At 51.0% G+C, this 22032-nt stretch carries 18 protein-coding genes; 5 read left to right on the top strand and 13 right to left on the bottom strand.

Annotated elements, in window-relative coordinates:
* Positions 1–91: 91 nt before the first annotated feature.
* Positions 92–1075, bottom strand: a complete 984-nt coding sequence (locus tag KKH3_RS16395; protein WP_039361526.1) for a helix-turn-helix transcriptional regulator — start codon at positions 1073–1075, stop codon at positions 92–94.
* Positions 1076–1501: 426 nt separating this feature from the next.
* Between KKH3_RS16395 and KKH3_RS16390 the strand changes: the two genes are divergently transcribed.
* Positions 1502–3802, top strand: a complete 2301-nt coding sequence (locus KKH3_RS16390) for a TonB-dependent siderophore receptor (RefSeq protein WP_039361524.1) — start codon at positions 1502–1504, stop codon at positions 3800–3802.
* Between the two features lie 96 nt (positions 3803–3898).
* Here KKH3_RS16390 and KKH3_RS16385 read toward each other — a convergent pair whose 3' ends face one another.
* Positions 3899–4210 (bottom strand): ArsR/SmtB family transcription factor, encoded by a 312-nt coding sequence (locus tag KKH3_RS16385; RefSeq protein ID WP_139338639.1) that lies wholly within the window; start codon positions 4208–4210, stop codon positions 3899–3901.
* Between the two features lie 260 nt (positions 4211–4470).
* Between KKH3_RS16385 and KKH3_RS16380 the strand changes: the two genes are divergently transcribed.
* On the top strand, positions 4471–5871 hold the full coding sequence (locus KKH3_RS16380; RefSeq protein ID WP_039361522.1) for an RtcB family protein: 1401 nt from the start codon (positions 4471–4473) through the stop codon (positions 5869–5871).
* Between the two features lie 134 nt (positions 5872–6005).
* On the opposite strand, the gene KKH3_RS16375 is transcribed toward KKH3_RS16380, so the two are convergent.
* Positions 6006–6512, bottom strand: a complete 507-nt coding sequence (locus KKH3_RS16375; RefSeq protein ID WP_039361521.1) for a DUF3060 domain-containing protein — start codon at positions 6510–6512, stop codon at positions 6006–6008.
* A gap of 445 nt (positions 6513–6957) precedes the next feature.
* On the opposite strand from KKH3_RS16375, the gene acnB reads away from it, so the two are divergent.
* A complete protein-coding gene (acnB, locus tag KKH3_RS16370) occupies positions 6958–9555 on the top strand; it encodes a bifunctional aconitate hydratase 2/2-methylisocitrate dehydratase (protein WP_139338638.1) in 2598 nt (865 codons plus the stop codon).
* A 186-nt stretch (positions 9556–9741) separates the two neighbouring features.
* Complete coding sequence (gene yacL, locus KKH3_RS16365) at positions 9742–10101, top strand: protein YacL (RefSeq protein WP_039361517.1); 360 nt, start codon at positions 9742–9744, stop codon at positions 10099–10101.
* Positions 10102–10163: 62 nt separating this feature from the next.
* On the opposite strand, the gene fsa is transcribed toward yacL, so the two are convergent.
* The 4 genes from fsa to KKH3_RS16345 are packed head-to-tail and all read right to left on the bottom strand — an operon-like array spanning position 10164 to position 12912.
* Positions 10164–10829: a fructose-6-phosphate aldolase gene (fsa, locus tag KKH3_RS16360; protein ID WP_039361514.1), complete on the bottom strand. Its 666-nt coding sequence runs from the start codon at positions 10827–10829 to the stop codon at positions 10164–10166.
* A gap of 53 nt (positions 10830–10882) precedes the next feature.
* Complete coding sequence (locus KKH3_RS16355; protein WP_039361512.1) at positions 10883–12142, bottom strand: PTS ascorbate transporter subunit IIC; 1260 nt, start codon at positions 12140–12142, stop codon at positions 10883–10885.
* A gap of 16 nt (positions 12143–12158) precedes the next feature.
* Positions 12159–12446 (bottom strand): PTS sugar transporter subunit IIB, encoded by a 288-nt coding sequence (locus KKH3_RS16350; protein WP_039361510.1) that lies wholly within the window; start codon positions 12444–12446, stop codon positions 12159–12161.
* A 22-nt stretch (positions 12447–12468) separates the two neighbouring features.
* Positions 12469–12912, bottom strand: a complete 444-nt coding sequence (locus KKH3_RS16345; RefSeq protein ID WP_039361508.1) for a PTS sugar transporter subunit IIA — start codon at positions 12910–12912, stop codon at positions 12469–12471.
* Positions 12913–13168: 256 nt separating this feature from the next.
* Between KKH3_RS16345 and KKH3_RS16340 the strand changes: the two genes are divergently transcribed.
* Positions 13169–14359, top strand: coding sequence for a LacI family DNA-binding transcriptional regulator (locus tag KKH3_RS16340; RefSeq protein ID WP_039361505.1), 1191 nt, complete (start codon positions 13169–13171; stop codon positions 14357–14359).
* Between the two features lie 262 nt (positions 14360–14621).
* On the opposite strand, the gene KKH3_RS16335 is transcribed toward KKH3_RS16340, so the two are convergent.
* The 6 genes from KKH3_RS16335 to KKH3_RS16310 form a co-directional block, all read right to left on the bottom strand.
* Complete coding sequence (locus KKH3_RS16335) at positions 14622–15671, bottom strand: fatty acid desaturase (protein ID WP_039361503.1); 1050 nt, start codon at positions 15669–15671, stop codon at positions 14622–14624.
* 43 nt (positions 15672–15714) lie between these two features.
* Entirely contained in the window at positions 15715–17331 is a 1617-nt protein-coding gene (locus KKH3_RS16330) for an acyl-CoA dehydrogenase family protein (protein WP_052201356.1), read from the bottom strand.
* 363 nt (positions 17332–17694) lie between these two features.
* Complete coding sequence (locus KKH3_RS16325) at positions 17695–18756, bottom strand: ABC transporter substrate-binding protein (protein ID WP_039361501.1); 1062 nt, start codon at positions 18754–18756, stop codon at positions 17695–17697.
* A gap of 574 nt (positions 18757–19330) precedes the next feature.
* Positions 19331–20020 (bottom strand): SDR family NAD(P)-dependent oxidoreductase, encoded by a 690-nt coding sequence (locus KKH3_RS16320; RefSeq protein ID WP_039361499.1) that lies wholly within the window; start codon positions 20018–20020, stop codon positions 19331–19333.
* A gap of 151 nt (positions 20021–20171) precedes the next feature.
* Positions 20172–20642, bottom strand: coding sequence for a NanQ anomerase/TabA/YiaL family protein (locus KKH3_RS16315; RefSeq protein WP_039362542.1), 471 nt, complete (start codon positions 20640–20642; stop codon positions 20172–20174).
* Between the two features lie 199 nt (positions 20643–20841).
* The gene (locus KKH3_RS16310; RefSeq protein WP_039361498.1) at positions 20842–22029 is read right to left on the bottom strand and encodes a sialidase family protein; all 1188 of its coding nucleotides are present in this window, start codon (positions 22027–22029) and stop codon (positions 20842–20844) included.
* Positions 22030–22032: the final 3 nt, after the last annotated feature.

The following is a 22032-nucleotide window of genomic DNA, read 5'->3' as shown; positions in this document are numbered from 1 at the left end:
GCATAAAAGCACTAATTTACTGCGCATTATTGAGTGGCGATTAATAACCAGATGGAATAACAAATTTCATTTGGTTATTAGTGATTCAATATCAGAAGCGGTCTTTTAACTGACCCGGCGTAATACCGAATGCACGGCGCAGGGCGGTGGCAAAGTTGGCTGGGCTGTTGTAACCGGCGATGCTGGCCGCTTGCGCAATACCGATGCCATCTTTCTGCAAGGCCAGCATGGCACGCTGCAAACGGCAGTTACGCAGGTATTCAAAAACGCTCATATTGAACGTTTGACGGAAATGGCGCTGCAACGTGCTTTCACTCATGTTGACGCTTTTGGCGATTTCGCTCATCGATAGATTATCGGCGCTGCCGCTTTCCAGCATCTCTTTGATCTGTTGAATGCGATGGTAGCTGCGCAGGGTGACACCGCTGCTTTTCTCCTGCGCCACGCTGGCGGTTAATGAAGTAAACGCCTCGATAATCAGGCTCATACACTGCATTTCCAGATAAAGGCGCTGGAGCGGTGTTTGACAAGGTTCTGCGTCCAGCGTTTGTAAGGCAATCGCCAGCGCCTGTCGGGACGGTGTCCACAGGTGTGTCGCCAGATGAGTCTGCGTGAAATCGTGGATGGCCTGCCAGTCGCCAACGGTATCCATCATATTGCCGTACAGCCATTCCCTGTCGAACGTCAGCGTAATCGTCCTTTCATATTCATCACGCTTGCCGATACGGGTAAACATCGTCGGCTCTGTCAGCGTAATCAGCGAGGCGGGCTGGTTCTCTCCCAGATGCAGTTCCTGATGACCAAATGAGATATGCGCATTGCCACTCACCACGATGGCTAGCTTGATCGCGCCATCCAGCAGGTTTTGGGTTTTCATGTTGTGGCGATTAATCACATCCGCGGTATGCAGGATCAGATGCGGGTTGAGCTGCATGACAGTGAACGACCCAAATAGCACTGGCGTGTTATCGATCAGCCGAGGGCCGATAAAACGGTAATTGTTCGCAACCAGGCTCGATTGCTGAACGATATGATCTTTATAGATCGGCTTTGATGATTGAGTGAAGCTGCGCACGTGATTACCTATCTGATTAAACCCTTCGACCTGCGCCTTCCATTTTGATGCTTTGGCAAAACATTTTGCTGCTAGAGCAAACCCCGTCCTGAATGACAAATGTAACAATGACCGCGCCAAAATGGTAATGCAAATACTTCTCAATAGCATTTTTCGTTGGGAACATCACATTGTACGATAAATGCATTTTCCATTTCCGGCCATGCGGAGAAAAGGGCTGATTGATTACACACAGCATTTCATAACAACACAACGTGATGCCCGTTGGCATGACGCTTCTCTCCCGATAACCGCCACGTCTGCGCGTTTTATCTCCGCCATTATTCAGCGCGTTTGCTGATTGTCGTTTAGGTGTCGCTGTACCGGCTGCGATGTTGATCCTTTTTCAGGCTACTTATTCATTTCTTACAGGGCAGGATAATTTTGATGAAACTACCACAATCGCGTCGTTATCTGGCGACGCTCATTGGCGTTAGCTGCGGGATGACATCGTTTCTGAGTGCGGCGCAAACCTCGACGACGTCTTCAACAGAACCTGCCCCTCAGGTGCAGAATCAGGCCGAAAATAAAGCGTCGGGCGATACGATGGTGGTGACGGCCGCTGAGCAAACCCGTCAGGCTCCGGGCGTGTCGGTGATTACGGCTGAGGATATCAGCAAGCGTCCGCCTGCTAACGATCTGTCAGATCTGATTCGCACTATGCCGGGTGTTAATCTGTCTGGTAACTCAACCAGCGGCCAGCGCGGTAACAATCGCCAGATCGATATCCGTGGTATGGGACCGGAAAACACGCTGATTCTGGTGGATGGCAAACCTGTATCGAGCCGTACCGCTGTGCGTTACGGCTGGCGCGGCGAGCGCGATACCCGTGGTGACACCAACTGGGTGCCTGCCGACATGGTTGAGCGTATTGAAGTGCTGCGCGGCCCGGCGGCGGCACGCTATGGTAACGGTGCGGCGGGCGGTGTGGTCAACATCCTCACCAAACAGCCGACGCAGGAATGGCACGGCACCTGGAACACCTACCTGAACGCGCCGGAGCATAGCTCGGAAGGCGCCACCAAGCGTACCGATTTCAGCCTGATGGGCGGCCTGACCGACAGCCTGAGCTTCCGTCTGTATGGTAACCTGAATAAAACCGAGGCCGATGCACGCGATATTAACGAAGGGCATCAGTCTGCACGCGCAGGTAATCAGTCAGCTTCACTGCCTTCCGGGCGCGAAGGGGTGCGTAATAAGGATATCAACGGTCTGTTGCGCTGGGATATGACCGAGCAACAGTCGCTGGAGTTTGAAACGGGTTACAGCCGTCAGGGCAATATCTATGCGGGTGATTCGCAAAACACCAACACTAACGCGCTGGTTGTCAGTAATTATGGCAAGGAAACTAACCGCATGTACCGCCAGAATTTTGCGGTTACGCATCGCGGCTACTGGGACAGCGGCGTCAGTTCTACGTCGTATCTGCAATATGAACGTACGCACAATACCCGTATTCTTGAGGGGCTGTCCGGCGGCTTAGAAGGTATTTTTGATACCAATAATCCGAACCAATACGGCACCATCAAACTGGATAATTTTACCGCGCACAACGAGGTCAATCTTCCGCTGAATCTGTGGGTCGATCAGGTGCTCACGTTTGGGGTTGAATGGAACGAACAGAAGATGACGGATCCGGTGTCGAACACGCAGACGACAACCGAAGCGGGCAGCGTGGGGTCGCTGAGCAGCAGTGGTCGCAGTGAGAAATCTGCCGCGCGTCTGGCTTCGGCCTTCGTGGAAGATAACGTCCAACTGACGGACAGTACCATTCTGACGCCAGCGCTGCGTGTCGATCATCACAGCACGGCAGGCACCAACTGGAGCCCATCGCTCAACCTGTCGCAGGAATTGGGTGACGACTACACGCTGAAGTTAGGTATCGCTCGTGCTTATAAAGCGCCTAACCTGTACCAGACCAACGAGAATTACCTCCTTTATAGCCGTGGGCAGGGCTGTGCGGGTGGTACGTCCTGCTACCTGATCGGTAACGAAGATCTGAAAGCGGAAACCAGTCTGAATAAAGAGATTGGTCTGGAATTTCATCGTGATGGGTTGATTGCGGGCATCACTTACTTCCATAACGATTACCGTAACAAGATTGAAGCAGGCAACACGGTCATTGGTAAAGCGGTGGGCGGAACCAATGCTCAATATGCTAACGCCAATATCTTCCAGTGGGGCAACGTGCCGAAAGCCGTCATTCAGGGTCTGGAAGGTAGCCTGACCGTTCCCGTCACGGAGAGCATCAACTGGCGTAACAACCTGACCTGGATGTTGGAATCGAAAAATAAAACCACGGGCGATTATCTGTCGATTACGCCGGAATTTACTCTGAATTCATCAGTGGACTGGCAGGCGACGGAGAGTCTTTCCTTCCTGGCCGATGTGACCTGGTATGGTCGCCAAAAGCCGAAGATGTATAACTACAAAGGTGAACGCGTAACCGGTAGCGCCACCAATGAGTTAAGCCCTTATGCGCTGTTCGGCTTAAGCAGTACCTATCAGTTTAACAAGAACCTGAGCGTGACAGGTGGCGTAGAGAACCTGTTTGATAAACGCCTGTTCCGTGCAGGTAATGCGCAGGACGTGGTGAATAACGGTGTTGTTACTATTGCGGGTGCAGGTGCAGCAACCTATAACGAACCAGGTCGGACGTTCTTTGTGAATGTGAAGACGTCGTTCTAAGTGCTCTATCCGTCATACGGCATTGCCAACGCCACGGGAAATCCTGTGGCGTTTTTATTGTGGGTATTCTGTCTATGCCGTTTCGTGTCACCGCTATCAGGGACAGAAAATGCCTTTTAAGGTGGCGACGATTTTCTCCACATCCTGGTTTTCGATGCGGTAGTACAGCGTTTGTGACTCGCGCCGGTAGCTAATCAATCCTTCTTCACGCATTTTCGCCAGATGCTGTGAGAGGGCGGACTGGCTTAGCGGGATGTGTTCAAGCAGCGCACCCACCGACATTTCCTTGTGTTCAATGAGCAGGCAAAGCGCCAGCAGCCTGTTCTCGTTGCCAATCGCGCGCAGCAGCGCGGCGGCTTTTACCGCACCCTCCTGCATGAATTCGCGATGCGAATTGCTCAACGTCATATTCATACCGTCCTGCGTGACTGACTAATTTAGTGATCCCTAATGTATTGAGCTTACCATACCCTTAGCCTTGAGCGAGGAGAATGGCTGGCATCGATAAAATAGCTGATAACGGAGCCAAAGCGATGCGGCCTGCTGTTTACAATAGGGGCGTTCCTCCCTAGAATAGCCCGACATCCTTTCCTGAATCTGCTGCTGCAGGAAAAACAACCTTCTCTCCGAAACGGGAGGAGCGATTTTTTGTTTTTCTAGGTAGCACCATGTCTACATTTACTCGCTTACAAAAACGTTTATCCCGTTTGGGGATAGACACCGATTACCAACATTCTATTTATCATCTCCGCAGGCAGAATGCAGAAGCGCAGGTTCTGTTGCCGGAAACGTTGCCGCTGGAAGAAAAGGCGGTTCAGCAACTGCTGGATTTCGCCTCGGTACACCTACCGGGCAGCGATGCGCGCGTCTGTGCCGCCCGCGCGACGCCGGATTTCCATCCTGGCACGCTTGCGCCAGTTGGCAGTATTGTCGCTACAACGGAGAACTTTGTTATCCCTGCGGCGATTGGGACGGATATCAACTGCGGCATGCGATTGTTGACGACGGGCGTGCATCATGCGGATGCGGATGCGCACAAGCCTGCGCTGATTCAGGCGCTCAAAAATACGTTACTGCTGGATCAGCGCGATGTTCCCGTTACGCCAGATTCGTTTTCCGCACTCTTTGATGAAGGGCTGTCGGCGTGGTTGGCGGCCTTGCCCTTACTGGGGCTTTGGCAGGACGTGGACTTCCAACGGCTGGCAGCGGAACTCGGTTCTATCGCTGGAACTGATGCGGTTCGTGCCGATAGCCGACATGCGCCTGAGCCGTTTTTCGCGCCTCGCGAGATACTTCGACCTGCCAGTCTGGGCACGGTAGGGTCGGGTAACCATTTCGTTGAGTTGCAAATTGTTGATGCCGTCTTAGACAGGCATGCGGCGTATCAAGCTGGCGTAAAGGAAGGCGAGGTTGTGATTATGATTCACACCGGTTCACGGGACGTTGGCTTTTATGTCGGCCAGCGTGGGATCGATAAAGCGCGAACCTGCTGGCCTGCGGGAGAGAAATATCCGGCATCCGGCCTGTTTGGTCTGGTTGATGAGCAGGCGACGGATTATATGGAAGCCATGGGCGTCGCCGCTCGCTATGCGTGGATCAACCGGATCGTGCTGACTGAACTGATTCGTTCCTCCTGGAAGCAGGTGTTTACGCATGACGCCAGCAAACTGGTGGTCGATCTGTCGCATAACATTATCCTGCCGGAACACGGAATGAACCTGCATCGTAAAGGCGCGACGCCCGCCAAAGCCGGGGGATTTGCGCTGATTCCCGGTTCAATGGGAGACTACTCCTACCTCGTTACGGGGAAAGGAAATCCCGATTGGCTGTGGTCGTGTTCACACGGCGCGGGGCGTGCCGAGCGTCGGCAGAATATGCGTAACAAGATCGATACAGCGAAGCAGGCAGATACGTTGCCCTGGCAGTGTATTACGCTGAAGGATGAGCGCCTGCGGGAAGAAGCGCCGGCGGCCTATAAGCCAGTCACGCCCGTGATTGATATTCAGGAACAGTCGGAGCTGATTCAACCCGTAGCACGACTGCGCCCGTGGCTGACATTTAAGGCCTGACGTGCCCCGTTTCTGCGGGAATTGAGTCGATATTTTTGTATACTAAACATTATGGCCCAATCAACACGTGATTGATTGGGTCGTATGTTTTCTGTTGTCGGTGCCGGGTCAGTCAGAGGAAAGAAAGCCGCGCGTTATGGTTTTTGTTTGATGACGTTATTAGCACCGCTAGAAGAAAGTTTCGGTTCTGTTCCTCCCCATGAGAGACGGTTGCTGATGCCATTGAAGGAAACAACAGTCGGGCCTTTAAAATCGAGATCGAGATGATGTTCCGTACCGGTCACGTTCACCTTTGCTGGCTTATCATCGGCAAGGATGTGAGTGTGGATCGTGTTTTTGTACGCGGCGACGGTCAGATCGCCCGTTGATTGACCCGTGGCGGCAATCTCTGAGCCAGTCACGGTCAGCGATGTGGCGGTATCGAATGTGACGTTGTGCTCGGAACCCGCGATGGAAATAGCGGCACATTTGCCCGTTAGCACGATGTTATTGCTGTTACCTGAAATAGTGACATCATTGCCATTACAAGGAATATCGCGTGTTAAACCGATACCCTCCAGTTCAATAGGCGCGGCATAGACGGATGCGGTGAACGCGAAGGCAGTGACGGAAACCATTGGCAGATACCGTTTTATCGTCATGGAGTCTTTTCCTGTTATCAAAGAGGTCATCCGGCATCGTTGCCGTGAAGGCTCTTATCATCTGTTAACACTTTTCCTGACTCTATTGCGAACATTCTGATTATCGCTACGCCATCTAACGATGATTAATCACGCTATGTTGTTAAAAACCTACCTATTATGTGGTTAACTCAGCATAGTTAGTGTGCGCCGTCAGGGACATGCTATTCTGCTGATGTCGGCATTTTTCAGTGAGAGTGACGTTGGGCACATAGCGTAGTTGAATAAAAATTAATGTTGCTATTATGTGAACGAATTAACAATCAATTCAAATCCTGATATGCTGACGAGGCTGGACCGGACACTCTACTACCTTACATCCACACGCTGACACCCAGGCATGGACACCACAAGCGGGAACAAGAGCGCCGGGCATAATGAAGACAATGAGAGCGAGGAGAACGTCGTGCTAGAAGAATATCGTAAGCACGTAGCCGACCGGGCTGCACAGGGGATTGTTCCTAAACCGTTAGATGCCACGCAGATGGCCGCGCTGGTTGAGTCACTCAAGAATCCCCCGGCGGGCGAAGAAGAAGCATTGCTTGACCTGCTGATTAACCGTGTCCCCCCCGGTGTTGATGAAGCCGCCTACGTAAAGGCCGGTTTTTTGGCTGCCGTCGCTAAAGGCGAAGCCACTTCCCCATTGGTCACCCAGGAAAAAGCGATTGAGCTGCTGGGCACCATGCAAGGGGGTTACAATATTCATCCGCTGATTGATGCGTTAGATAACGACAAGCTGGCACCAATTGCCGCCGAAGCGCTGTCTCACACGCTGCTGATGTTTGATAACTTCTATGATGTGGAAGAAAAGGCGAAGGCAGGCAATGCGCACGCCAAGAAAGTGATCCAATCCTGGGCTGATGCCGAGTGGTTCCTGTCCCGCCCGAAATTGGCGGAAAAAATTACCGTTACCGTCTTTAAAGTCACCGGTGAAACTAACACCGATGACCTGTCTCCGGCACCTGATGCCTGGTCACGACCTGATATCCCGCTGCACGCGCTGGCAATGCTGAAAAACGCCCGTGAAGGTATCGATCCCGATCAACCTGGCGCGGTAGGCCCGATCAAACAGATCGAAGAACTGAACAAGAAAGGCTTCCCGCTGGCTTACGTCGGTGACGTCGTCGGTACGGGGTCATCGCGTAAATCGGCGACTAACTCCGTGCTGTGGTTCATGGGCGAAGATATCCCTTACGTTCCGAACAAACGCGGCGGTGGCGTGGTGCTGGGCGGCAAGATCGCCCCGATCTTCTTCAACACGATGGAAGATGCTGGTGCGCTGCCGATCGAAGTGGATGTGAACGATCTGAATATGGGCGATGTGATTGACATTTACCCGTATGAAGGTGAAGTACGCCGCCATGACACCAATGAAGTTCTGGCGACGTTCGCGCTGAAGACCGACGTATTGCTGGATGAAGTACGCGCCGGTGGCCGTATTCCACTGATTATCGGCCGCGGGCTGACCTCCAAAGCGCGTGAGTCACTGGGCTTGCCGCACAGCGATGTCTTCCGTATTTCCAAAGCAGTTGAAGCCAGCAAAAAAGGCTTCTCGCTGGCGCAGAAAATGGTGGGTCGTGCCTGTGGCGTTGCGGGCATTCGCCCTGACGAATACTGTGAACCGAAGATGACCTCGGTAGGTTCACAGGATACCACTGGGCCGATGACCCGTGATGAGCTGAAGGATCTGGCCTGTCTGGGCTTCTCCGCCGATCTGGTGATGCAGTCATTCTGCCACACGGCGGCCTATCCGAAGCCGGTTGACGTGACCACGCACCACACGCTGCCAGATTTCATCATGAACCGTGGTGGCGTATCGCTGCGTCCGGGCGATGGGGTTATCCACTCCTGGCTGAACCGTATGCTGCTGCCGGATACCGTTGGTACGGGCGGTGACTCCCATACGCGTTTCCCTATCGGTATCTCTTTCCCTGCGGGCTCCGGTTTGGTGGCGTTTGCTGCCGCGACCGGCGTCATGCCGCTGGATATGCCAGAATCCGTTCTGGTGCGCTTCAAGGGCAAAATGCAGCCGGGAATTACTCTGCGCGACCTGGTTCACGCCATCCCGCTGTATGCCATCAAGCAAGGCCTGCTGACCGTTGAGAAGAAAGGTAAGAAGAACATCTTCTCGGGTCGTATTCTGGAAATCGAAGGTCTGCCGGATCTGAAAGTCGAGCAGGCGTTTGAACTGACTGACGCCTCGGCGGAACGCTCTGCGGCTGGCTGTACGATCAAGCTGGATAAAGAACCGATTATCGAGTACCTGAATTCCAACATCGTGCTGCTGAAGTGGATGATCTCTGAAGGCTACGGCGATCGTCGTACGCTGGAGCGCCGTATTCAGGGCATGGAAAAATGGCTGGCCGATCCGCAACTGCTGGAAGCGGATGCCGATGCTGAGTACGCGGCGGTGATCGACATCGATCTGGCCGACATCAAAGAGCCGATCCTGTGTGCGCCGAACGATCCAGACGATGCACGCTGGCTGTCTGACGTGCAGGGCGAGAAGATTGATGAAGTCTTCATCGGTTCCTGTATGACCAACATCGGTCACTTCCGTGCGGCAGGTAAGCTACTGGATAGCCACAAAGGCCAGCTGCCGACCCGCCTGTGGGTTGCGCCGCCGACCAAGATGGATGCGGCACAGCTGACCGAAGAGGGCTACTACAGCGTGTTTGGTAAGAGCGGGGCGCGTATCGAGATCCCAGGCTGCTCGCTGTGTATGGGTAATCAGGCGCGTGTGGCGGATGGTGCGACGGTGGTTTCGACCTCGACTCGTAACTTCCCGAACCGTTTGGGAACCGGTGCCAACGTGTATCTGGCATCTGCCGAACTGGCTGCGGTGGCTTCGCTGCTGGGTCGCTTGCCGACCTCAGAAGAGTATCAGACCTACATGTCGCAGGTGGATAAAACCGCCCAGGACACCTATCGCTATCTGAATTTTGACCAGTTAGGTCAATATACCGAGAAAGCCGATGGCGTGATCTTCCAGACGACGGTCTAACTCGCTATAGTTCGCATCCCAACATTGAAGGAGGCCTTGTGCCTCCTTTTTTTATGCGCCATCTCTGCTGGAATTGGCATACGGGATTGTGTGCATCTGCAACATGAAAGGTGAAGGTGCATCACGACGATAGGGGGCAGAGACGACTAAACTGAACAAAAGAAACATCACAGTGAGGATGGCATCATGGACTATGAATTTTTGCGGGATGTGACGGGCCAGGTCATCGTTCGTATGTCGATGGGACATGAAGCGATCGGGCACTGGTTCAATGAAGAAGTGAAAGGCCAACTGACGATATTGACTGACGTTGAAGACGCCGCGCGTTCCGTCGCAGGCAGCGAGCGGCAGTGGCGGCGCGTGGGCCATGAATACACGCTGTTGCTGGATGAAGAAGAAGTGATGGTGCAGGCAAACCAGCTGTCTTTCACCACAGATGAGCTGGAGGAAGGCATGAGTTATTACGACGAAGAGAGCCTGTCTTTATGCGGTCTGGATGATTTTCTGACGCTGGTGGAAAAGTATCGCGAGTTCGTTCTGCATTGAACGTTTTGGTCGCACGATAATGTGGGGAACACCACCCGACGAGCGGGTGGTGTTTTTATCAATCAGCCAAGATCGGCATGACCAAAGCGTGCCTGCCAGTCATGATCGAACCGGTTAAGCGCATCGTCAACCGCCGGATCTTGCAGGAACAGTTCAGCAACCACAGGGTCGACTGTAATCGCCCGACACCCAGCCAGCAAGCAGTCCAGGACCTGACGCGGCGTGCGAAAGCTGGCTGCCAGCACCTGAGTCTGTGGGCTGTGCAGGTTAATCAGGGTTTGCAGTTCTTTCACTAGCGCAATCCCATCGCCACCTTGCGCATCAATGCGGTTAACGTAAGGCGCGATATAGCGAGCGCCAGCCAGCGCGGCATAAAACCCTTGCCCCGCACCGTAGACTGCGGTGCCGAGGGTGGGAATATCCAGCGCCGTCAGTTGCTTAATGGCACTCAAACCCGCATGCGTCACCGGTATTTTGACGACCAGAGAGGGGATCACGTCTCTGAGCTTCAACGCCTCTTCCACCATCACGTCAGGATCGCGTGACATCACCTGAGCAAACAGCTGTCCTTCCGTGCCGATAACGGCCTGCATGTCCCGTAGTACACGATAAATATCGGATTTTCCGCGGGCGACAATACTCGGATTGGTGGTCACGCCTTTAATCGGCAACACGCCAGCGAGTCGTTCTACTGCGGCTACATCCGCCGTATCTAAATAGAATTCCATCATTTCCTCCGTAAACTAAAACCGGTCTGTTGGATGACATTCATCATGCTGGCTTAGCGCACGATAATACCTAGCAGAATGCCTACCGCGCCGAAATCGGAATCGCTGAACGTGGTGTTCGCCAGTCCAATACTGCCCAGCACGGGCAGCAGGAAAACAGGCAGGAAAGTAATCAGCAGTCCGTTGGCAAAAGAACCTAAAATCGCACCGCGACGCCCGCCAGTGGCGTTACCGAACACGCCTGCCGCTGCGCCGACGAAGAAGTGTGGCACTACGCCGGGAATGATCACCGTCATGCCCAACAGGTAGAGCAGAACCATTCCGATGACACCCGCGGCAAAGCTGCTCAGGAAGCCGACCAGAACGGCATTCGGGGCATAGGGGAAGACGACAGGGCAATCTAATGCCGGTTTTGCATTGGGAACCAGTTTGTCCGAAATGCCTTTAAACGCGGGGACGATTTCCGCAATCACCATGCGTACCCCTTGCAGTACGATGTACACGCCAGCCGCAAAGGTAATGGATTGAATCAGCGAAAACATGAACCAGTTTTTTCCACCGGCATTCATCGTCTTAACCGCTTCCGGGCCGGCAAACAGGCAGGTGAAAATGAAGATGAAAAACATAGTAAAGGCGATGGCGACCGGTGTATCACGCAGGAACAGCAGGCTCTTCGGTACTTCCATGTCCTCCGTTGATTTCTCTTTATTACCAAACTTGCTGCCGATAAAGGCCGACAGTAGCTGTGATATCGCAGAGAAGTGACCAAAGGCGACATCATCCGAGCCGGTTACTTTCTTCATATACGGGTGAATAATGGCGGGAAACAGCACCATCGATACCCCAACCACCAGCGACCCAACGATAATCAGCAGCACGCCTTTCATGCCCGCTGTCGCCAGAATCACGGCAACCATCATCGACATAAACAGCGTGTGGTGGCCGGTGAGGAAAATGTATTTCCACGGCGTAAATCGTGCGATTGCGATATTAATGACCATCGCAAAGAACATGATCATTGCCATCTCGGTGCCGAAGTTCTTCTGGGCGACGGCGACAATGGCTTCATTGTTAGGCACCACACCGGCAATACCAAACGCATGGTGGAAAATCTGGGCGAAATCTCCCAGCGAGGACACGATCAGGCTGGCTCCCGCCCCGAGGATCAGGAAACCCATGACGGTTTTCACCGTTCCCTTGATACATTCCGTGGCCGGTTTTTTTTGTGCAATCAGGCCGATAAGCGCAATTAAACCGACCAGAATGGAGGGTTCAGACAGCACGTCACTCATTAAAAAACGGAAGAATTCCATTTTTGATTCCCCCCGCTTATAAGGCGCCAAGTTCTGTCAGGGCGACCGATAGACGCTCTTTCATCGCCACTTTATCGATCATGTTACTCAGGGAGACAATTTTTCCCCCCACCGCCTGTGCGACGAGCTGATCGGCAATATCTTTTGTACCGACAAAAATGTCGCTATCCGTGCCTTTCGCTGAGCCTAAATCGACGTGATCCACGTCAGCAGCTACGCCGAGTTCTTTAACGATGTTTTTAATGCTCATTTCCATCATCAGGCTGGTACCCAGGCCGTTACCGCATACGACTGTAATTTTCATAATCTGTGTCCTCTGGTGGCAATTAATAACGAGAAATAACGGAACGCACCTGTTCTACGTCCGTCGCGTGGAGTAACGCGGCGACGTCATCAGGCGTGTCGAACAACTGAGCGAGCTGTGAAATAATATCGATGTGGCTATTGCTGTCCGTGGCGGCCAAAACAATGAGTAAATGCACGGGATCGTTATCTTCGGAATGGAAAATCACGCCGTCACGAATCAGTGTCAGGCTGACGGCAAGTTGGTTCACGCCGTCTTCCGGGCGCGCATGCGGCATGGCAATCCCAGGGCCGACGACATAGTAAGGGCCGATGGCCTCATGAGAGCGGTATATCGCCTCAACATAGGTGGGTTCAATCGAACCGTTATCCAGTAAAGGCTGACAGGACAAGGCGATAGCGTGACGCCAGTCATCACAGGCAGGTAAAATCTGAACAACGTCTGGTGTTAGTAAAGTGTTAAGCATTAGAGTCACCTCTGTATCATTCTGAACGCAGGATAGTGTGCTGATTGCGAAAATAATGTGATTAACATCTAAAAAGGTAGCGCTAACTGATATGCGTATCATTAACTGTGACCGGCTTAGCACAAGCGGAGCCATTATTTGTTCCCCCGTGTCGTCACAGGCACACTATGAACGGCGATGACACGGCGTGGCAGCATGCTCGGACGGTGTAATACCTCTGTGCGATGGGAAAATGACGAATGGAGAGGAAGTGAACATGCGTAAGCGTCGCAGTACCGGTAAGGTTACGCTACAGGATGTCGCTGACTACGCGGGCGTAGGGACGATGACGGTATCGCGCGTAATGCGCAAACCCGATCTGGTTTCTGAAAAGTTACGCAGCAAAGTGGAACTGGCCGCCAGAGCATTAGGCTATGAACCCAATCAAGAAGCCAGCCAGCTTACCGAGAGCACCCATCGCGTCACGCTACAGGACATCGCGAACCACGCCGGTGTCGGTGCGATGACGGTGTCCCGCGCCTTGCGGGAGCCGGGACTGGTCTCTGATGCCACGCAGAAGAAAATTAATGATGCGATAAAAACGCTGGGCTATGTACCGAATCAGGCCGCAGGTGCACTGGCATCAGCCTATCAGCCTGCTATTGCGGTGCTTTATCCTTTTCAGCAAGATCGCACCAGCGTTCGTTTTGTGCAGGCGCTGCAACAGGCCGTGGGCAAACACAACATTCCGTTAATCATGGGCTGCCATGAATATCGCCAGCATACTGAAGCGGGAATGGTCGAAAAGCTCCTACAGCAACGGCCAGCCGCACTGGTGCTGTTCAGTGCGCAGCTTTCACAACGTACCCAGGATATCATCCAGGCCAGTAACGTCATTACGGTGAACGTCTCGGGCGCTGATGTGCTGAGCGCAAATATCAATATTGATATCGCTCTTGCCGACGCGGCAGAGCAACTGACGATGTCGCTGCTGGAAAAGGGGTATCGTCACGTAGCTTATATTGGTGCTCATACGGATAACCGTTTGCAAAAACAGCAATTGAACGGCTGGAATAAAGCCATGCTGGCGCATTACCATAATGCGGATTTGAAAATTACGATCCCAGAAGCTCCCAATTTACAGTTTGGACGCTATGCACTCACGGAGCTGCTGCAAAATCAGCCGGAGCTGGACGCGATTATCTGTAGCCATGAGGAGATCGCGCTGGGCGCGCTCTTTGAATGCCAACGCCGCCTGATGAAAGTCCCTTACGATCTGGCGATCGCCTGTCTTGATGGTTCTGAACAATGTGAGCACACGTTCCCTGCGCTGACCGCGATGCGGCTTGACTATGAAAAGTTGGGCGCGGAGGTCGGGCGTTTGGTGCTCGCCATGATGGACAACGACGAGCACCCACCCGCACTGGAAAAGGTGAAATTTATCTTTGAACCCCGCGCTAGCAGCTAGCAGGGGGGGAAGTGTCACCGATGAAATATACCCGTCATACTTCAAGTTGCATGTGCGTTGGCTTCATTCGTTACTCGGCTCATCCATGAGCCTCGCCCTAAAGGGCTAACGCTTCGCGTTATTCAAAACGTTCTCGTTTTGTCCTGAAACTCGAATTATTTAGGGTATATAGTAATAAAGATAACAAGAGGTCTACGTCCAAAACGTATGCTTTGATCGTTGAAGCCTGTGTAGAACTTGCGTACGCGTCATGCTTTAACGCCTATTCATGCTTTTGTTGACCTTGCTTCCAGCGGTTAGCACGGCTGAAGGAGCCAAAATCGTTAAATCTCACTCCCATCTCTTTCATTATCCTATGAGCGACGGGGGCAGATAGCTGCCTTATGTAAAAGGGTTCATTCACAACGAAGTGGTGTATGGCGTGTGTGCTGCCAAAGTTAAAACAGAATAAGTTAATGGGGTAGAGCCACCAGGGATTAAGCACTTGTGTTTCCTGAATGACATTACCGCTTTCATTGTCACCGTGATAATGTAAATTTGAAGATATAAAGTGCAGGCAAAATGACCATAGCATATTGGGGCCAACAATAATAACTACGGCAACGTCAATAAAATTCATTACGGTCGTTGTTCTATCAGACCACATGACGGGAGTTTCTGTTAATGTTGAATAAATATTTATGCTATGAAAAATTAAAAATGAATACCAGATTAGTGAATAGAATACGGCAAAAGGAAAAAATGCTTTTACCGAAAATGAAAGTAGTTTCTTTCTCTCTAGCTCCGACCTGGCATTAAGCATCATAACTACAGCAGCAACCACTAAATCACTGAGCATTAAAATCCGAAGAAGTCCCCATTTTCGTCCATTTCCCAAGAACTTCTCTTCCACGTCATTTTCAGATCCTGATACCTGATGATGCAGTAAATGTACGTCGCGGCGCATCCAAGGGCTGGCTGTACTTGGGCGCATTAACCAGACGATCGCCATCATTATGTGATGTATAAATCGGTTTTTTCTGAAATACAGATTGTGTATTAAATCATGTTCAATTTCATGCGCGATAGAGATACATATGGTATTTATTATCAAACAAACCCACCAAGGAATATACCCATAAAGATAACATAAAGAGCTTAGTAATATAATAACTGTAATCGCAGTGCATGCGCTAAATCCTAGTAAATCCTGATGGTTAAGAATCGGATGTCTTTTTCGTAGCACTTTTCCATGATCAATGATGACTTTTCTTATTATTTTTGCTCTTGAAATATCATCATTGTATTCAATATTTGATTTTGATATGTCCATGATATATTTATCCATAAGTAATAATGCAGGTTTAAATAATGAACTATGATGTCGTGTATAACTCTGAGGTAAATATCTCGGTGTAGTTTTGGTTGATTATCGGCGCCGTGATCAACTCAATGGGAGGAGTAAGGATCTTCATCAAATAGTTTATCTTCTCTATCGTTGGAGTAATAATGTTAAAAGACTGTTTTTCCAACATGTAAGGGATAAAGCTATTACTAAGATCTTGAAGTATTTCCTTATCCACAATCCTGTTTTCTTGTATTTCCTGAATAATAAGATCCAAGGCATAGGTATAGGTGAGAGCCTGTGCCTCTGCATGGGTAAATCGACGTTGATGACAATCGGCAACAACGCTCTTTTCTACCTCTTGCGCAATATTTTGGGGTACAACATCATCGTTTTTGAATCTATCGAGTCCGATCATATATTTGGCTATTTGATAAGACATGACGGAGTTGTCGCCTGCAAAAGTAATATTAGCTTCATAGTCAATTTGCATAGACATAATCTGGTTATAGTGGTGTAAACCTTGTGCCCCACACATTGCTCGGCATTTACGTAGGATGTCTAATCCTAATGATGACCCTAGATACTTACCAACAGCGACTAAAATTTGCAATTTTTTATGTGTGCTTTTATCGTCCCAGTTTTTTTTGAATTGATGAATTATAACCTTATTTAAAACATGTAGTGAAAATGCTTTTAATAACTCTGGGTAGAGCCTTTGGCAGAATAATGGCTCCATAATTAAGGTTTGATATGTCGGTTTCAATGATGTGACACGATGTTCGGAGAATTTATAAGTAATATAAAGAGCAACGGCTGCTGAAAGGCTACCACTACTTAATGGAAAAATACGCTCTTGTAAAAATGTCTCAAACAGTGAGGCAAAACGTTGGGATTTTGAAAACTGACTATAAAATGTTCCCTGTTGCGTAATCTCAGCATGACGTTGCATCATTGCGTCAGGTGGTAAGCTGACTTGATCAAACCGAATGCCCGAAATCTGATAGCCTTCCACACCGCCTTTAGGATCGCAGGAAATAGCCCGGATCCCCGGTAGCAGACTGCCATTTTCTTCATCGCGTAGAGGCACTCGAAACCAGTGAATGCCCTCGTCACGATTGTTAACAATAAGCCTCGCAAGCACCATTCCGACGGTGGCAGAATAAAGGGCATTGCCTATCCAGAATTTATAAGAGTCAGGAGTGGGGGAATGGAGAAACAGCCTTTTTTGAGTATGATCGTAGGTTACCGTTGTTTTTATGTTGCGTAAGTTCGTGCCACAGGCTATTTCTGTACAGCAGAAAGAATAGATCCTGTCTAAGTTAATTACTTCATCACGATACTGACTTATCTGTTGAGGGCTGGATTGCGTCAATATCACATTTCCCGCGATAAGGTGTGCGGCGAGAGAGATGCCTAGTGACAGATCCAGAGTACCGAACAAAGCGATATTCTGGCAGAGTTCCTCAAACTTTGATTGCTTGTTTTGCCCTAGCCACATATCGTTATTAATCAATCCTTCATGAAAAATAACTCTCATTCTCTTTACCGTTAAATCCACATAATCACGTGATGAAATATGATGCCTGGATCGGGTATCAAACAATTCCATTTCTATTATTTTCTTAATCTTGTCGTTGCAGTCCATAAATACCTTCCTTAGTTTTCTATGTGTAGTGTTAAATTAATGTCGCATGGTGGTTAAAAGTGATTTTTTTCCAGTATAGTTCTGTGTTTTTTTTATTCAAGGTGAGAGCGTTACTGTTACTGCTATTAGATATAAAGCGTATTATTAATTTTTTCTGGTGTTTTTTTATTAGCTAGTATTTTCATGGGGATACTTATTTAAAAATATTTAGTCTGAGATTAATTCATCAAAAATTACTGTTATTTTATTTTTTACTAACATGCAGCGATAGCTGCCAGACTGATGATGGAAGGCCGAGGGGGGGAAGAAGGGATCTGAGCAAGCCTGCATCTTTCTCATGCAGGCTCGCCACACGCGATGTGATTAGCTGCCTGCGTCGACGTGCTTATCGTCGAAGAAGTAGTCTTTGACGGATTCCGGTTTGTTTTTAATCGCTCCAACGCGATACAGGAATTGACCAAGCTGCAAGGTATTGTGCGGCGTCACACTGAACGACACCTCCGGGCTTTTCAGAATGTTCAGCAATAGCTCGCGATCGATACGCGATTTTGTCACGCGGATGAAGGCGTCAGCGGCCTCTTCAGGGTGCGCGCTGGCGAAATCTGCTGCTTCCGCGATGGCATTAACAAAGGCGCGATAGGTTCGTGGATTGTCCTGGCGGAATTTTTCAGTGGCGTAGAGTACTACTGGTGAGTTTGGCCCACCGGTGACTTGATAGGAGTTCAGAATAATATGCGCCTTGGGGTTGCCTGCCAGCGCTTGTTCCTGAAAAGGGGAGTTGGAAAAGTGCGTGGTGATTTCCGTTCCGCCGCTGATAATGGCGGCGGTAGCTTCTGGATGGGGAATGGCGACCTGAAGTTTATCCAGACGATTATAGGCTTTATCGCCCCACAACTCGGCGGAGGCCTGTTGCAGGAAACGTGATTGCACGGAGACACCGACCGCAGGAATGGCGATGCGATCTTTGTCCGTCAGGTCTGCAATGGTTTTGACGTTAGGGTTATTACTGATCAGGTAATACGGGAAGTTGCCGGTTGCTACCACGGCGCGGACATTCTGACGCCCTTTGGTACGATCCCACAGCGTAAATAGCGGTCCGGTGCCTGCTCCGGCAATATCTACCGAGCCGGAGAGCAAAGCATCGTTCACCGCGGCGCCACCGGAAAGTTGCAGATACTCGACCTTGATATCCAGTCCTTCTTCCTTGCCCTGTTTCTCAATCAGCTTTTGATCCTGCGCGACATTCAGCAGCAGATAAACGATGCCGAATTGCTGCGCGATACGCAGCTGTCCTTCCGCTTGTGCCAGAGCTGGCAGACCGAGTCCCGACAACAACACCGCGCTGGCGACTGTCAAACCAAGCCATTTACGGCGTAAAGCGTTCCCAGAGTGAAGAGGGCGAATTGTATGACTTTTATTATGCATAATGACCTGTCCGTCAATGTGTTAGGGCTGTGTGCAGCCAGATAAAATATCAGGGTGAAAATATTACTTTTCTGAGAGTAAGGAGGCGTGCCGCGCTTGATAAAGAGTTTTTTGACATAAGCTAGATGGGGAATGTAGGAAGAGAAAAATTTATTTTCTTTAATTAACTTGGTTTCTCCTGAATATTCTCTTGCTAAAGAAGATATAACTATGGCTGGAATGATTATCTTATTGTTTTTTATCTATAAATAATAATTTTTTTGAATGTTTCTTTGGGGGCGGGCTATTTATTCTTTATTGGAAATTAAGGAAAATAAAAACCTCGGCATAACAAGATGCCGTCTTCCTCATTTACTTAGCGATAATTTATCTATACCCCAAATAATTCGAGTTTCAGGACAAAACGAGAACGTTTTGAATAACGCGAAGCGTTATCCCTTTAGGGCGAGGCTCATGGATGAGCCGAGTAACGAACGCAGCCAACGCACATGCAACTTGAAGTATGACGGGGATAGGTGTGGAATAAGCGGCAACTGTCCTGTGATAAATCATGCCGCTATTCCTGTGTATCAGATTACAGCGATGCACCACCACACATCACCAACTGCTGGCCGGTAATGGCTGCCGCAGAAGGGGAGAGCAAATAGCCTACCAGATCGGCCACTTCCTGTGGCTGGATGAAGCGCCCAATTGGCGGCAGCTTCGGCGGAGAACTTTGCCGCCCCGGCATGGTCAACATCGGGGTTTCTGTGGCGCCTGGCGCGACGATGTTTACCGTAATGCCGCGTGGGGCCAGTTCTGCCGCCCAGCTTCTCGCCATGCCGATCATCGCGGATTTGGTTGTGACGTACTGGCTACGTCCTGCCGAACCGCTGGACGTGCGGCTGCCCAGCAGTACAATTCTTCCACCCTGCGGCAGTTTATCGACCAGACGATCGGCAAGCACCTGTGCCGCGTTGATATGCAAGCGCCATAGCGTTTCACCGTCTTCCAGCGAAAGCTGACCGAGCGGGGCTGCTTTCATAATGCCAGCGGCATGGATGACGGCATCAACCTGCGTAATCTCGTCCAGAATGGCCGTCAGCGCGGGCGTATCCATGATATCCACTGCGCGGTGGGTAAAATTTGGATGTGAATAGTCACCCGGCTTGCGTGACAGACCTGTTACCCGCCAGCCTTCCGCCAGTAATTTTTGTGTGATGGCGGCACCGATCCCTGAGCTGCTACCGGTAATTAGCGCGTGTTTAGGGGCTGTAGATGACATGAAATACGTCTCCTTATATACCCGTCATACTTCAAGCTGCATGTGCGTTGGCTTCCCTTACTTTCCCCCAGTCACTTACTTGTGTAAGCTCCTGGGGATTCGCGCGGTTGCCGCCTGCCTGCAACCCGAATTATTTAGGGTATAACTGTTCTTATTGCAACAACGTTACGGGGATTTTAAACACGGCTTTTTTGACCGGTGCAGGGCTGTCGTTAATCGCACACAGTGCCTGATGGGCTTCGCCCGGATAAAACGTGACAAAGTCGCCTGCCTGTAGGTGGATCTGATGCGGCACCTGAGGATTATCCAGAATATAGAGATCCGGCTTACGTTCAGTCGCGGGCTGACCATGCACATCATTCAGACCGTAACCGATAATCTCCTCGCCTTCCAGAATCAGTTGAATATCGAGATAGTTGCTGTGGAATTCGGTATGTCGCGTGGCGCGCGGTGCGGTGTTCACGGTGCCGATGTTGTAGAACCATTCGGCGCCTTCCGGCTGATAACGGCCTTCGGGCAGCGCATTCAGTTCAGCTAACGACATGCCCGGTGCGGACAGAATGGTCCACAGTGCATCGGGCAGCGTGGCGAGTTTGAGGGTGTTGAGGTTTCCTGCAATCATAATCATATCCCGGGTATAGCAGGGATATCCCCCCTGCTGACAAGGTACGTCGGGCGGTGGTAATGGGTAGATCGTAAAGACGCTGCAAGTACGTCCCTGTAAGCTCGAGCCGCGCCATCCTTGGCGCGGACGCTTTACTCTTCTATCCCATTATCACCGTTTTCGTTTCGCAAATAGTTTTGTACGGGCTGAGCGCGGTTTAGTTCGCTTTGACCCACTCCTCGCTTACCACGACGTGCTTGATCGCTTGACGGAAGTAGGTGAACGCCACGTGCAGCTTACCGTCCTGCGCTTGCTTGACGCTGGGGTAAGAGAACTCGCGGTTCAGCTTCTCGGTTGAATTATTGGTCATGCAGTAGCCGTCGCCCACTTCGATATTACGCTGCCACGGCCAGCTCTTACCGCCGTCTTCCGAAATGGCGAGTGTCATCGGGGCTCGCGGCGCACCCCAGAAGGCGCTACGACCACCGGCTTGCACTTCCGGCATTTTGGCATTGCTGGCTTTGTCTTCTTCATCCTCGATTTCATCGTACAGCGACAGACGGCGCTCGGTGGCATCAGCGGCGCTCATGTGATTGAACACCAGCGCCAGATGGCCGTTTTGCAGCGTCGTCACCTGAATGGACGAATTGTTGTTCGGTAAATCGGTTGGCACGGGATCTGACCAGGTTTTACCGCCGTCCGTTGAATGACTTTGGTAGATGAAATCCGCCCAGCGGCTGCGGTACAGCGCCAACAGTGTGCCATCCAGCAACGGGGTGATGTTCATATGCACGCAGCCCGTGCTGTTTGGCACCGGATATTCCTGCCAGGTTTTCCCCTGATCGCTGGAAATTTTCACGGCGCTGTCATCATCGTTGCCAACCCATTTCTCACCCGGCTGAACGCGGCAGTAGAATACTGGCAGCAGCCAGTCACCGTTTGCCAACACGGTGATGGGCTGGCGGATGAAGGTGCCCGGCTGATCGAGCAGCGTATCGATCTCACCCCAGGTGGCGCCCAAATCCGTAGACTGACGGTAGCGCACAATGGCGGTGTCCTGATTACCGGATTTCTGCGCGGTGTACAGCAGCCACAGCACGTTGTCCGGCGCGAGGAACAGAACCGGGTTCTGCTCGGAACGCGTAGCATCTTCAGACAGCTTAACGGCTTTACTCCAGTTATCGCTGCCTTTCGCCAGGCGGGACATGTAGATAGAGATATCCGCAATCCCTTCTTGTGTGCCACCAAACCAGACACACAGTACATCGCCGTTTGGCAGATGGAGCAGGTTGGCCGCATGATTCTGCGGGCATTCCGATGGAATGTAGGCATCCAGACGCGCGGCATCGCCTTCTGCGTGATGAACTTTTCCGCTACGTTCCACAGTAATGGTTTCGCTACTCATGAC

The organism is Pectobacterium actinidiae (assembly GCF_000803315.1).
Classification (GTDB): Bacteria; Pseudomonadota; Gammaproteobacteria; order Enterobacterales; family Enterobacteriaceae; genus Pectobacterium; species Pectobacterium actinidiae.
This window is presented reverse-complemented; position numbering and strand designations above follow the sequence as displayed.

Bases quoted from the DNA above. Each gene is read 5' to 3' on its own strand.
- KKH3_RS16390 (WP_039361524.1), top strand. From the start codon at position 1,502: ATGAAACTACCACAATCGCGTCGTTATCTGGCGACGCTCATTGGCGTT.
- KKH3_RS16355 (WP_039361512.1), bottom strand. From the start codon at position 12,142: ATGGAATTCTTCCGTTTTTTAATGAGTGACGTGCTGTCTGAACCCTCC.
- yacL (WP_039361517.1), top strand. From the start codon at position 9,742: ATGGACTATGAATTTTTGCGGGATGTGACGGGCCAGGTCATCGTTCGT.
- KKH3_RS16345 (WP_039361508.1), bottom strand. From the start codon at position 12,912: ATGCTTAACACTTTACTAACACCAGACGTTGTTCAGATTTTACCTGCC.
- KKH3_RS16385 (WP_139338639.1), bottom strand. From the start codon at position 4,210: ATGACGTTGAGCAATTCGCATCGCGAATTCATGCAGGAGGGTGCGGTA.
- KKH3_RS16310 (WP_039361498.1), bottom strand. From the start codon at position 22,029: ATGAGTAGCGAAACCATTACTGTGGAACGTAGCGGAAAAGTTCATCAC.
- KKH3_RS16350 (WP_039361510.1), bottom strand. From the start codon at position 12,446: ATGAAAATTACAGTCGTATGCGGTAACGGCCTGGGTACCAGCCTGATG.
- KKH3_RS16335 (WP_039361503.1), bottom strand. From the start codon at position 15,671: ATGGACATATCAAAATCAAATATTGAATACAATGATGATATTTCAAGA.
- KKH3_RS16325 (WP_039361501.1), bottom strand. From the start codon at position 18,756: ATGCATAATAAAAGTCATACAATTCGCCCTCTTCACTCTGGGAACGCT.
- fsa (WP_039361514.1), bottom strand. From the start codon at position 10,829: ATGGAATTCTATTTAGATACGGCGGATGTAGCCGCAGTAGAACGACTC.
- KKH3_RS16375 (WP_039361521.1), bottom strand. From the start codon at position 6,512: ATGACGATAAAACGGTATCTGCCAATGGTTTCCGTCACTGCCTTCGCG.
- KKH3_RS16340 (WP_039361505.1), top strand. From the start codon at position 13,169: ATGCGTAAGCGTCGCAGTACCGGTAAGGTTACGCTACAGGATGTCGCT.
- KKH3_RS16380 (WP_039361522.1), top strand. From the start codon at position 4,471: ATGTCTACATTTACTCGCTTACAAAAACGTTTATCCCGTTTGGGGATA.
- KKH3_RS16330 (WP_052201356.1), bottom strand. From the start codon at position 17,331: ATGGACTGCAACGACAAGATTAAGAAAATAATAGAAATGGAATTGTTT.
- KKH3_RS16320 (WP_039361499.1), bottom strand. From the start codon at position 20,020: ATGTCATCTACAGCCCCTAAACACGCGCTAATTACCGGTAGCAGCTCA.
- KKH3_RS16315 (WP_039362542.1), bottom strand. From the start codon at position 20,642: ATGATTGCAGGAAACCTCAACACCCTCAAACTCGCCACGCTGCCCGAT.